Source organism: Sphingopyxis sp., assembly GCF_016704835.1.
Classification (GTDB): Bacteria; Pseudomonadota; Alphaproteobacteria; order Sphingomonadales; family Sphingomonadaceae; genus Sphingopyxis.
Genome location: NZ_JADIZJ010000001.1, coordinates 872,172 through 883,832, shown reverse-complemented (window position 1 = coordinate 883,832; position 11,661 = coordinate 872,172). Strand labels below are relative to the sequence as shown.

General features: G+C 67.2%; 14 protein-coding genes. 6 read left to right on the top strand and 8 right to left on the bottom strand.

All coding sequences use genetic code 11. The annotated features are described in order from the left end of the window. Positions 1-41: 41 nt before the first annotated feature. Positions 42-662, bottom strand: a complete 621-nt coding sequence (locus IPF76_RS04350; RefSeq protein WP_293840140.1) for an ankyrin repeat domain-containing protein — start codon at positions 660-662, stop codon at positions 42-44. An 86-nt stretch (positions 663-748) separates the two neighbouring features. Here IPF76_RS04350 and IPF76_RS04345 point away from each other — a divergent pair, with 86 nt between their 5' ends. Genes IPF76_RS04345 through IPF76_RS04335 form a run of 3 tightly spaced genes read left to right on the top strand, consistent with a single transcriptional unit; the run spans position 749 to position 2,548 of the window. Beyond that, the gene (locus IPF76_RS04345) at positions 749-1,393 is read left to right on the top strand and encodes an SCO family protein (protein ID WP_293840138.1); all 645 of its coding nucleotides are present in this window, start codon (positions 749-751) and stop codon (positions 1,391-1,393) included. After that, on the top strand, positions 1,390-1,836 hold the full coding sequence (locus tag IPF76_RS04340) for a YcgN family cysteine cluster protein (protein WP_293840135.1): 447 nt from the start codon (positions 1,390-1,392) through the stop codon (positions 1,834-1,836). The genes IPF76_RS04345 and IPF76_RS04340 overlap by 4 nt, the downstream gene beginning before the upstream one ends. Continuing rightward, positions 1,817-2,548 carry a M48 family metallopeptidase gene (locus IPF76_RS04335; RefSeq protein WP_293840133.1) on the top strand — a complete coding sequence of 244 codons (732 nt, stop codon included), beginning with the start codon at positions 1,817-1,819 and terminating at the stop codon, positions 2,546-2,548. The genes IPF76_RS04340 and IPF76_RS04335 overlap by 20 nt, the downstream gene beginning before the upstream one ends. 3 nt (positions 2,549-2,551) lie before the next feature. On the opposite strand, the gene IPF76_RS04330 is transcribed toward IPF76_RS04335, so the two are convergent. The 5 genes from IPF76_RS04330 to IPF76_RS04310 all read right to left on the bottom strand — a co-directional run bounded on the left by IPF76_RS04330 (position 2,552) and on the right by IPF76_RS04310 (position 8,186). Continuing rightward, the gene (locus tag IPF76_RS04330) at positions 2,552-4,621 is read right to left on the bottom strand and encodes a PBP1A family penicillin-binding protein (protein ID WP_293840130.1); all 2,070 of its coding nucleotides are present in this window, start codon (positions 4,619-4,621) and stop codon (positions 2,552-2,554) included. 176 nt (positions 4,622-4,797) lie between these two features. Continuing rightward, on the bottom strand, positions 4,798-5,205 hold the full coding sequence (gene msrB / locus IPF76_RS04325) for a peptide-methionine (R)-S-oxide reductase MsrB (RefSeq protein ID WP_293840128.1): 408 nt from the start codon (positions 5,203-5,205) through the stop codon (positions 4,798-4,800). 94 nt (positions 5,206-5,299) lie between these two features. Further along, positions 5,300-6,397, bottom strand: coding sequence for an FAD-dependent monooxygenase (locus tag IPF76_RS04320; RefSeq protein WP_293840126.1), 1,098 nt, complete (start codon positions 6,395-6,397; stop codon positions 5,300-5,302). Then, entirely contained in the window at positions 6,394-7,107 is a 714-nt protein-coding gene (locus IPF76_RS04315; RefSeq protein WP_293840123.1) for a methyltransferase domain-containing protein, read from the bottom strand. The genes IPF76_RS04320 and IPF76_RS04315 overlap by 4 nt, the downstream gene beginning before the upstream one ends. Next, positions 7,104-8,186, bottom strand: a complete 1,083-nt coding sequence (locus IPF76_RS04310; RefSeq protein WP_293840121.1) for a type III polyketide synthase — start codon at positions 8,184-8,186, stop codon at positions 7,104-7,106. Before IPF76_RS04310 ends, IPF76_RS04315 begins: the two co-directional genes overlap by 4 nt. Positions 8,187-8,272: 86 nt before the next feature. Between IPF76_RS04310 and IPF76_RS04305 the strand changes: the two genes are divergently transcribed. Beyond that, the gene (locus tag IPF76_RS04305) at positions 8,273-8,785 is read left to right on the top strand and encodes a DUF4402 domain-containing protein (protein WP_293840119.1); all 513 of its coding nucleotides are present in this window, start codon (positions 8,273-8,275) and stop codon (positions 8,783-8,785) included. A gap of 60 nt (positions 8,786-8,845) precedes the next feature. Here IPF76_RS04305 and IPF76_RS04300 read toward each other — a convergent pair whose 3' ends face one another. Then, positions 8,846-9,508 (bottom strand): YggS family pyridoxal phosphate-dependent enzyme, encoded by a 663-nt coding sequence (locus IPF76_RS04300; protein WP_293840117.1) that lies wholly within the window; start codon positions 9,506-9,508, stop codon positions 8,846-8,848. Between the two features lie 56 nt (positions 9,509-9,564). On the opposite strand from IPF76_RS04300, the gene IPF76_RS04295 reads away from it, so the two are divergent. Next, entirely contained in the window at positions 9,565-10,182 is a 618-nt protein-coding gene (locus IPF76_RS04295) for a thiamine phosphate synthase (protein ID WP_293840114.1), read from the top strand. On the opposite strand, the gene IPF76_RS04290 is transcribed toward IPF76_RS04295, so the two are convergent. Further along, positions 10,155-10,868 (bottom strand): hypothetical protein, encoded by a 714-nt coding sequence (locus IPF76_RS04290; RefSeq protein ID WP_293840112.1) that lies wholly within the window; start codon positions 10,866-10,868, stop codon positions 10,155-10,157. The genes IPF76_RS04295 and IPF76_RS04290 overlap by 28 nt on opposite strands. Positions 10,869-11,149: 281 nt before the next feature. Here IPF76_RS04290 and IPF76_RS04285 point away from each other — a divergent pair, with 281 nt between their 5' ends. Further along, on the top strand, positions 11,150-11,611 hold the full coding sequence (locus tag IPF76_RS04285; protein ID WP_293840110.1) for a DUF3576 domain-containing protein: 462 nt from the start codon (positions 11,150-11,152) through the stop codon (positions 11,609-11,611). Positions 11,612-11,661: the final 50 nt, after the last annotated feature.

Below are 11,661 nucleotides of genomic sequence, written 5' to 3'. Positions count from 1 at the left end.
ACTGCAGTGTGATTGTCAACCACGATATCACATTTGCGAGATCAATTTGGTCCGATGCTCGGCCCCAGGTCACGTCCCGGCCCATCGACTTTCGCGTCGAGGATTGTGATAAGCTGCCCGGTGCGGTCGTCGCGCTTGGCATAGGCGCGCGCGCTCATGCCCGTGGTATGGTCGGCTTTGTCGGGGTTGGCGCCGCTGCGCATCAACAGGCGGACCATCGCGACATTCTTGGTCTGAACGGCGAGAATGAGCGCGGTTTCGCCGCGACGGTTGGTCTGATCGACCGGCGCCTTGGCATCGAGCAATTCCTGCGCGCCGTCAGTGAAGTTGAGCAGCGCGGCGTGCATCAGCGGGGTCATGCCCTGGCGGTCGGCGATCGCCGGGTCGGCGTCTTTCGCGAGCAGAAAACGCAGCCAAGTGGCATCGCGGCGCTTCGCGACGATAGCAAGTGCGGTCTCGCCCGATTCGGGATGCCGGGTGTTGATCAGGGTGTTATCGTTGTTCAGCGCCTCGGTCGCTTTGGTTCCGTCGCGGCTCTCGACCGCTTGTAAAAAAGCATAGCCGCCGCGGAACTGCGCCTGAACGGGGCCGTGGATTAGGGCCGCCGTAGCGACGAGGGCCAACAGGAAGGCGGCGAGGCGGAACTCCGCGCGTCGGAACATGATTTGGGGGACCCCTGGCAAAGACCGTCGCAACGCCGCGACGACAATGGTTGATTTTCACGGGCTAGCCGACCAAGGCTGGCCCCATGATGAATATCGCGAATATGGGACAAAAGCTCGTACGTGCAAGCCTGATCGTTGCTTTTGGCACGATGCTGGCGGGATGCAACGCTCCGGCCGACGCGCCGCCGGCGACCCCGCCGCTCGAAGGCGCGCGCATCGGCGGGCCGTTCACGCTCACCGACCAGAATGGCAAGACCGTCCGCGACACGGATTTTGCCGGCAAATACCGCCTCGTCTATTTTGGCTACAGCTTCTGCCCCGATATCTGCCCGGTCGATTTGCAAAAACTGATGCGCGGGCTGGCGCAGTACGAAAAGGCCGACCCGGCGCGCGGGGCCAAGATCGCGCCGCTGTTCATCACCGTCGATCCGGCGCGCGATACGCCCGCGGCGCTCAAGCCCTTTGTGGCGCGCTATCATCCGCGTCTGCTCGGGCTGACCGGCACCCCCGAACAGATTGCCGCGGTCGCCAAAGCTTATGTCGTCACCTATAACAAAGTCGATGGCTCCGCCCCCGACCGCTATCTGATGGCGCACAGCCAGCTCGCCTTCCTGATGGACCCGGCGGGCAAGCCGCTCGCGCTGCTGCCGCTCGACGATCCGTCGACCGATGCCGACGAGGGGGCGCCTGCTGCGGTGGCCGTCGATCTGGCGAAATGGGTCCGGTGACCGGGGGCGCGGCGCCACGCCCCTTTTGGGAAGCGCCGCTCGCGAGCCTTGATGCGGGGCAATGGGAAGCCTTGTGCGACGGGTGCGGCAAATGCTGCCTTCACAAGGTCGAGGACGAGGATACCGGGCGGATCTATCCGACGAACGTGGCGTGCCGTCTGCTCGACCTCACCACCGCGCGTTGCGGTGATTACAAGCACCGCCGCCGCCATGTCCCCGACTGCCTCACGCTGACCAAAGCGAAGGTCGCCGACATCGAGTGGTTGCCGCGAAGCTGTGCCTATCGCCTGCGCGCGGGGAGTGAGCCCTTGCCCGCATGGCATTATCTCGTGTGCGGCGATCGCGATGCGGTCCACCGCGCGGGCCAGTCGATCGCCGGCTGGACGGTCAGCGAAGATGTCGCGGGCTCGCTGGAAAATCATCTTGTCGAACGCATTGTTTGATTCGCACGCCGAGGGCCCGCACATCCGGGTCGGCGACGATGCCTGGCCGGTGCGCGTCGTCCAGCATGCCCAGTCGCGGCGCTACCGGCTTGTCTTTGACGCGGCGCGTGGCCAGCTGCGACTGACGGTGCCGCGCCGCACCAATGTCCGCGCGGCGCTCAAATGGGCGAGCGAACAACAGGCGTGGTTGGCCGAACAGGTCGGGAAGGCAGCGTTGCCTGTGATCGTCGGCCCCGGCACATCGATACCGTTTCTGGGTATCGATCGCCAGATCGACTGGATGCCGACGGCACCGCGCGCGATCGGTCTCGATCCTGACGCGCTGCGCGTCGGCGGCCCCGCCGAAACGGTCGGACGCCGGGTCGAACGCTGGTTAAAGAGCCAGGCGCTGGCGTTGCTGGAGCTCGAGAGCCGTGAGATTGCCGCGCGGGCTGGTCTCGCCGTCGGTCGCATTGGCGTCGGCGATCCGCGGAGCCGATGGGGCAGCTGCACCCATGACGGCGATCTGCGCTACAGTTGGCGGCTGGTGATGGCGCCGGATCATGTCCGCCGCGCAACGGTGGCGCACGAGGTCGCACATCTCGAACATATGGATCATGGCCCCGCCTTCCACGCGCTAGTCGACCATCTGCACGACGGCGATGTCGCTGCGGCGCGCAGCTGGCTGCGCCGCGAAGGGCGCAGCCTCCACCGCTACCGCTTCGCTGCCTAGGCCCTAGTTGAACTCAGCGGGTGGCGGTCGCTGCGCTGGCGCTTTTGCCACCGGTGGCGGCGTTTTCGGTGGTGCGCCATTTCTGGGCGCAGAACTTGTATCGCCAGGCCCGCGCCTGCCGGTCTGCTCCTCGATCCATTGCTGGTCGAGCACCGGGCCGTCTTCGGGCGGTGGCGGGGCGGCTTCTTCGGGCGGGCGCATGTCATATGGCAGCTCAATCGGCATGCCATTTTCGTCGACGAGGGCGCCTTCGCCGGGCTCGCCAAGATAGGCCTCGCCTTCGTCTTCGAGCTGCCATTCGGGCAGCACCACCTCGGTGTCGAACGCTTCGACCGGGCGCCGCGCCACCGCGACGCGCATATAATCGGCAAAGGCCTGCGCCGGGGCGCGGCCACCTTGCAGCCCGCCGACCGCCTTCGCATCATCGCGGCCCATCCACACCCCGGTGGTCAGCCCGCTCGAAAAACCAAGGAACCAGCCATCCTTGTTGCTCGTCGTCGTCCCGGTCTTTCCCGCGACGGGGCGACCGATCTGGGCAGCGCGGCCGGTGCCGGTATTGACCGCGGTCTGCAGCAGGTCGGTGATCCCGGCGGCGACCCAATTGTCAACGAGCACCTGGCCGCGTTCGGCGGGGCGCTGATAGAGCAAGCGACCGTCGGCGGTCGTCACCTTGGTGATCCCATAGGGTTCGACCGAAATGCCGCCGCGCGACACCGCGGCAAAGGCGGCGGCCATGTCGATCACGCGCACTTCGGCGCTGCCCAGCACCATCGACGGATGGGTGTTCACCGGGGTGGTGATGCCGAACCGCCGCGCCATATTGGCGACGGCCGAGAAACCGACCTCGTCGCCCAGCTTGGCCGCGACAGTGTTGACCGAATAGGCAAAGGCGCTGCGCAGATCCATCGTGCCGGCAAACCGTCCTGACGAGTTGCGGGGTGACCAGCCGTTGATTGTCACCGGTTCATCCACGACAGGATCGTCGACCTTATAGCCCGCTTCGAGCGCCGCCATATAGACGAACAATTTCCACGCCGACCCCGGCTGGCGCAGCGCCTGCGTCGCGCGATTATAGTTGGAGGTGACATAGTCGATGCCGCCGACCATGGCGCGCACGGCGCCGTCGCGGTCGATCGACACGAGCGCGCCCTGCACCCCGCGCGGGGTGTTCGCCTGGATCGATGCGGTTGCGGCGCGTTGCATATTGAGGTCGATCGTCGTGTACACGTCGAGCGCTTCGCTGCCCTCATCGATCAGCATGTCGAGCTGCGGCAAGGCCCAGTCGCTGAAATAGCGCGCGCTGTTCTGGCCAGTTTCCTGCGCCAGTTTGACGTCGGCGGGTTCGGCGCTGTCGGCCTGGCTCTGGGTGATCACCCCGGCATCGACCATCACGCTCAGCACGACTCCGGCGCGGCCCAGCGCGGCGGACGCATCGGCGGTGGGCGAATAGCGCGACGGTGCCTTGACCAGCCCCGCGACCACTGCCGCCTCGGAGAGCGACATTTCGGTCGCGCTATGCCCGAAAAAGCGGCGCGAGGCGGCGTCGATGCCGTAACTGCCGCCGCCGAAATAGACCTTGTTCAGATAGAGTTCGAGGATTTCGTCCTTCGAAAATTTCCATTCGAGCGCGAGCGAAAGGATCATTTCGCGCGCCTTGCGGCGGAAATCATAGCTGTTCGACAGAAAGACGTTGCGCGCCAGCTGCTGGGTGATCGTCGAGGCGCCTTGCAACCGCCGTCCGCTGCCGCGGTTCTGCACCGCAACGACCGCGGCGCGCGCCATGCCGACCGGGTCGAGTCCGGGGTGGTAGCGAAAGCGCCTGTCCTCGACCGCGACCATCGCGTCCTGCATCACCTGCGGCGTTTCGCGCAGCGACAGCCAGCGGCCGTAATTGGGGCCGATCGACAGAAAGACGGTGCCGTCGGCGGCGCGGACGCGGATCGTCTGGCCGGCGGGTGATTTCTTGAGCTCCTCAAAGCTTGGCATCCGCTGCGTGGCGATGCCAACCGCCACCGCCAGCGCGACAAGGCCGACGACCGCGAGGCCCAATCCCCAGCGAAACAGCCGCCGCACCCAGACCCGAAAGCGCGATGGCTCGCCGGTGTCGGAGGTGCGAGGGCCTTTGCCCGAAGATGATGATTTTCCTGACGATGACGGCTGTCGTTCGCGGCGCAAAGCGGTGTATTCCTTCCATCGCTGCGCCCTGTCGCGACAGCCCGTTCGACGTCAGCCCCCCGGCGACAGGTGGTTCAGCCTGCGTCGGTCTTGGCGTCATCCTGCCCGCGACCCGCGAAGTCAAGCGCCGCGCTGTTGATGCAATAACGCAGCCCGGTCGGGCCGGGGCCGTCGGGGAAGACATGGCCGAGGTGGCCCTCGCATTTGGCGCAGCGCACTTCGGTGCGGACCATGCCGTGGCTCGTGTCGGTCAGTTCCTTGACCGCACCACCTTCGGCGGGCGCGGTATAGCTGGGCCAGCCCGACCCGCTGTCATATTTGGTGCGGCTGTCGAACAGGGGCTCACCGCATCCGGCGCAGCGGTACAGCCCGTCGCCCTTATGATCGGTATATTTTCCGGTGAAGGCGCGCTCGGTGCCACCTTCGCGCAGCACATGATGCGCCATCGGGTCGAGCGCGGCGTCGGGTTTCGGATCGGTCATGATGGATGTCTCCCAGAGGGCAGGCCGATGTGCGGCGGCGCCGTTGTTGGCGCCAATATCGGATCGAAATCATGCCGCTGCAAGGGGGGCGTGCTCAACCGTCCGCAATCCGCGTTGCTTGAGAGGCCCAGCGAACGAGCGACGGGAAGGAGGAAGCCAGCGACGTCAATACGCCCGCAATGCGGGGATTCTCCCCGGCGCGCCAGACGGCGTTGGCGATGGCAAAAGGTCGCGCCATACGCGCTGCCAGCCGGCGCTGGAACGCGGGCGCGGCGTCCGCCCCGCCGTGACGCCATGCCGCCGCTGCCGCGTCGCCGCTGGCGAGCGCGAGCCCCATGCCCTCGCCGGCAAGGCTGGGGATCACCCCCGCCTGGTCGCCGAGACGAAACAGACCTGGCGCGGTGTCGGCGGTGCGCCAGCCATAGGGGACGTGCCCGATCGCATCGATCCCGCACGACCAGTCGGCATAGGCCAATCGCTCGCCGAGCACCGGATGTGTTTCGCCCAGCGCGCGGAGCAAGCTGGCGGGATCCCCACCGGTCTCATCGAGCCGCGATTTGTGGGTCGCGAGGCACAGGTTCGCGCTGCCGTCCTCCTGCCGCACCAGCCCGGCATAGCCGCGGTCGAACAGGTGCAGCTCGACGGCGTCGCCGATCAGTCGGTCGAGCGCGGCATGGGGCGGCAGCCGCAGCCGCAAGCCCATGACCGGATCGTGTATTTGCCAGGACGCGGGCTCGCGCGGCTGGCCGCGAAAGCCATGCTTGCCCGCGGCGAGGAAGAGCGCATGCGCGGCGAGCGTCGCGCCATCGCGCGTCTGGACCGTGGCGCCGTCGATCGTCGTCGCATGGACCCCGCGCTGCAGATCAGCCCCCGCCGCGACCGCCGCTGCCTGCAAGACCGTATCGAGACGGCGGCGCGATACGCCCATCGCGGCGTGCGGCAGGATGGTCTCGCTATGGCGTGACCCGGCAAATAGTCGCACCCGTCCCACCTGCTGCCCGCCCAGCGCGGCGCGGTCGATCCCAAGCGCGTCGAGCCGCGCGAGCGACTGCCAGCTTAAAAACCCGCCGCACAGCGCGTCGCCGGTCGCGCGCGTCCGCTCGAGCAGCAGCACCTTGGCATCGGCACGCGCCAGCCCGATCGCTGCGGCAGTCCCGGCCGGTCCGGCGCCGACGACGATTGCGTCGGTCACCTTATCCGCTCGACGCAAAGGCGATAGGGGAAGCTCCTGAAGATGCGCGCGTGGTCCGACGTTTCGGGCAGCGCTTCAGCAAGCATCGCCCGCCATTCGGCGCGGCGGAAGCTGCGCCCGATCGACAATTGCCCATCGCGGCGGACGATAGGATCGACGAGCGCCAGCGTCGCGAGCAGCGGATAACCGGCAAAGGGCAGGCGCTGACGGTGGAGGTCGTTGACCAGCCAGCCGCGCGCGCTCTCGGCATCCATGAAGCGCAGGAATTCGGTGCGCTGGACAGGCGTCATATGATGGGTGACGAGGCTGGAGAGGATGATGTCCCACCCATGCCCCGCCAGATCGCGGTAATCACCGGTAACCAGCTGCGCCCGCCCACCCAGCCGTGCGTCGGCAACCGGGGCGCTTTTCGGGTTGAGATCGATCCCGACCAGGTCGAGCGCGACGCCGCGCTTTGTCCCCCAACGGTCGATCTGCGCCAGCATATCGCCACTGCCAAAGCCGACGTCGAGGATACGCCAGGGCTGGTCGTCAATCGCGCGCGCGGCGACGCGGTCCAGAAAACCGAGCGTCGGGCGCGCTGCCAACGTCAGCGCATTGATTCGCGACAGGTCGGCAAGCACCGTGGCGTAGCGTGCCGGAGCCAGCTCGACCGCGTCCATCTCTTCCTCGGCGTCGATCGGCGCCCGAAGACTGGTGAAGAGGTTCATGCCGCGGAGAAGCGGATCGCTTCAGCGGCGAGTCCCGGGCCGAAAGCGATCGCCAGCCCTTCGCCCTTAGCATCGCGCGCCATCATTTCGGCGAGCACGAACAGGATGGTCGCCGACGACATATTGCCGAAGCGCGCGAGCACATCGCGGCTGTCGGCGAGCGCCTCGGTGGGGACGCCTACCGCATGTTCGACCGCGTCGAGCACCGAACGTCCGCCGGCATGGACCGCGAGCAGCGGCGGCGGATCGCCCGCACCGAACAGCTGATGGCGCACTGCTGGGGCGGCTAAGGCGTCGCGGAGCCGTCCCGGCACTTCGCCCGACAATTGCATCGCAAAGCCGGTGTCTCCGATGTCCCAGCGGATCAGCTCGGCGCTGTCCTCCAGCGCCAGACTCGCGCCTTCGCCCAGTTCGAACCCGATGGGGTCGGCCGAGACGATCGCCGCTGCAGCGCCGTCGCTGAATTGCAGCATCGCGAGCAAAGGTTCGGGGGCGTCTGCGAGTTGCAGGTGCAACGTCGACAGCTCGACGCTGACGACCAGAACGACCGATTGCGGCTCTGAACGCACGATATGCCGCGCGGTGCGCAGCGCGGTGACCCCGGCGTAACAGCCCATGAAACCGATCAGCACCCGCTCTACTGTCGTCGCCAGCCCCAGCCGCCGCGCGAGGATCTGGTCGATCCCCGGAGCGACAAAGCCGGTGCAGCTCGCAACGACAATATGGGTGATCCGCGCCGCATCGAACGCATCGCCGAGCGCGGCAATCGCCTGCATGGCAAGGTCGGGCGCATGTTCGGCATAGGCGCGCATCCGCGCCGAAGTTGGCGGCAGCCCGGCAACATCGTAAAACCCGCCCGCCGCCACCGGCGATCCGCCCGCCGCCGTGGGGGGCAGCACCGACCAGCGATGGCCGATCCCCGACCGCGCGGTCATCCGGGAAAAGACTGCGCGCACGCGCTCGTCGGCGAGCCGCGGGGTCGCCCAATCGATAAAGGCCTGATGGATGTCGTGGCCCGGCACAGCGGTGGCGAGCGCGTTCAGCCGGGGGGACGGCAGGGGTGTGGTCATCGCGCACATGTGGCCGAAAAGCGCAAAACTATCCAGCGATTAGCGGCGCTGGCGTTTTACGCCGGGTTAACCATCGTGCGGCTATGTGTAGAGCTGTGAAACTGCGCCTTTTCCTTGTCTTTGCGTTGGCTGTCGCCAGCGCGCCCGCGGCGTCGGCGCAGTGCCTGCTGTGCGCGCCGGACAAGGCGGGCAGCGCGGCGGCGCGCGAGGCGCAGGAGCCGCTGCGCGTCGAGGTCGAAACCCGGCTCGACATGGGCCGCATCGCGGTCGGCGCGATGGGCGGCGAGGTCGCGGTCGATCCGGTATCGGGGGCGCGCCGCCTCAGCGGCGACGTCGTCGATCTCGGCGGCTTCGCGCTGACCGGCACTGTCACCGTGCGCGGCGCTCCCGGCGCCGAAGTGCGCGTCATCCTGCCGACCAGCGTCGATCTGGAAGGTGGCCACGGCCGCACCGCGCGCGTCACCGACCTGACCACCGACCTGTCCGCAGCACCGCGACTCGGCCCCGACGGCCGCCTGCAATTCCGCTTCGGCGGTCGGTTGCAGATCGCGGGCGCTGACGACGGCGACTATCGCGGGCGGATTCCGGTGACGGTCGAGTATCAGTAGGGCCAGCGCCTGCTTTAGGGTGCGGAGCCGCCATTACGTTCCCCGGCGCAAGCCATTGGCCTATCCGCGCACCCCGAACAACGCCGTACCGACGCGAACATGCGTCGCACCCAGCATCACTGCGGTTTCATAATCGCCGCTCATCCCCATCGACCGCCCCGCAAGGCCGTTCCGCTGCGCCAATTCATCGAGCAGAGCAAAGAAGGGTGCGGGTTCGATGTCCGCGGGGGGGATTGCCATGAGGCCGTCGATCTTAAGACCTGCCGCCATGGCTTCCGCCAGCAACGCGGGAAGGTCGGCAACCTTGCAGCCACCCTTCTGCTCCTCGTCGCCGACATTGACCTGCACGAACAGCTGCGGCTGCTTGCCCGCCCTTTCACAGGCTTTTGCAATCGCCTGCACCAGCGAGCTGCGATCGACCGAATGGATCGCATCGAACAGCGCCACGGCTTCCTCGGCCTTGTTCGATTGCAGCTGGCCGATCAGGTGGAGCTTGATGTCGGGGGTTCCGGCGCGCAAGTCGGGCCATTTCGCCGCGGCTTCCTGCACCCGGTTCTCGCCGAAATGGCGCTGGCCCGCGGCGATCAGCGGGCGAATCGCGGCGGCATCGTGCGTTTTCGTGACAGCGATCAGGCAGATGTCGTCGGCGCGCCGTTGCGCGCGCGTTGCCGCGTCGGTGATCTTTGCCTGTACATCGGTCAGTCTGTCCGCCGCGTCGCTCATCGGTCGTCCCATCCCGGCGCGTTGCGTGCGCCTGCGACGCGCCTATAGGAAGGGCGATGGTCCGACGCCACCCCCTGCCGCCGCAATGGCTGTTCAGCGACGAACGGCTGACGGTCGGAGTCGTTGGGCTCGCGGCAATGCTGCCGCCCGGCAGCGGGATCGTCCTGCGCCACGACAGTCTTGGTCCCGGAGCGCGCTGGCGCCTGTTGCGGCGGCTGATGCGCGTGGCGCGGACGCGGGGCCTGACCGTGCTGTTGGCAGGTACGCCGGAAATCGCGCGACGCTGGGGCGCCGATGGCGTCCACCTTCGCCAGCATGATGCGCGCCGGGCGGCGCAGGCGATCCGGCTCGGCCTGGTGATGACAATGCCGGTGCACGACGCGCAAGAGGCTCGCCGCGCGCGCCGTGCGAACGCCGACGGCGCTTTCATTTCGCCGCTCAATGCGACGCGCTCGCATCCTGGGGGCGCGTCGCTCGGCTCGGCAGCGTGGTTGCGGCTGGCGCGCTTGTCTGGAATGCAATCCATCGCCTTGGGCGGAATGACCGCCGAACGGGCGCGACAGCATAAGCGCCAAACAAGCGGCATCAACCCCGGCTGGGCGGCGATCGATGCATGGGAAAAAGCGGCGACGAAGCGCCGAATGCGTCAGAAGCGGAACGCGGTTCCGACATAGACCGCCTGACTGTCGCGGCGGGCATCGGTCAGCGGTTCGACACGGTCGTCGCTGCGATAGCGGACACCGGCGGTGACATCGATATTCTTGGTCAGGCGATAGCTGCTGACGACATCGACCGCGGCCGCCTCGCCCGGCGCGGTGATGCGGTCGGTCGCGCCGCTCGGGTCGGCGGGCCGGTTGATCATCCGCGTCGCAAAACGCGACTTCTTCTCGGTCTGTTCGGGTGCCTTGGCGACCGGCAGGTTGCGCAGATCGGTGCCGCGCGGCAGCGATGGCGTAACGAATTTCTCGAACCCGACCGACGCGCCCAGATTATAGGCTACCGGGGTAATCGCGATCGGCGCGGTGCGCCCCGCGGCCAGCGCCGAGGTGCGCGCGGCGCTCGATGCATCGTCCCGGGCGCGAATCACGACGGTGATCGCGCGGTTCTTGCGGCTGTCATCAGTCAGCGCGGGGGTGAAGCTGAAGCTGCGGCGCTGTTCGGCCGACATTTTGGCGTAACGCGCGATCAGGCGCGGATCGCCCGATGCCGGGGTGAACTGGCCGAGCAGCGTTTCGGACAAAGCGGTGTCGCGAATCCGCTCAGAGCGCGACATCGCGGCGAGCGCAGGCGGCAAGGCAAGCGAAACGACCGCCAAAGCGGTGAGACTGCCTTTCCAAAAATGCCGCGGTTTCCGCGTCATAACCCTGCGACTCCAACCCCAAGTGATTCAGGAGATAGGCCCCCTGTGACGATTTTGCCAGTGAATCCCAGCAAATTCTTACAGCAGAACCGCTTTTGGGTGAAATTGTTGCGCGATCACCACAGTCGGCTGCAAATCTGACCAGACTCTGAACCGCGACACGGGCGAAATTGCCGCGCTTGCGGGCCGGCGGCAAGGGCGATAGAGACGCTGGCAATTCCGTTCTGCGCCGCGCGGGTCTTTCGATCCGGCAGCGCCCAAAAAGATAAGGTGTTTTCGGCATGTCCCAGCTTTCCGTCCTTGCTTCGCGCGGTCGCCGTCCGATCGCGTTCGCGCTGATCGGGCTTGCCGCGCTCGGACTTTCGGCGTGCGCCAGCAAGGATCGGCCGCGCGCCGACCTCGCCGCCAGCCAGGTGACGACGATCGGCGTCAACAGCTATTTGTGGCGCGCCTCGCTCGACGCCTTGTCGTTCATGCCGCTGCTCCAGGCCGATTCGTCGGGGGGGGTGATCATCACCGATTGGTATGCGAACCCGGGCAACCCCGGCGAGCGAATGAAGGTGACGGTGTCGATCCTCGACCGCGATCTGCGTGCCGACGCGCTGCGCGTCGCCGCTTCGCGCCAGGTCGCGCAGGGCGGCACCTGGGTCGATGCGCCGGTGCAAGCGGCGACGGTCCAGAAGCTCGAGGAAATCATCCTCACGCGCGCGCGCGATTTGCGGCGCTCCGCCATCGAGGGCTAATCCGGCGGCGCGGGTTCGCGCCGACAAACAGACAAACGGGGTAACCGACG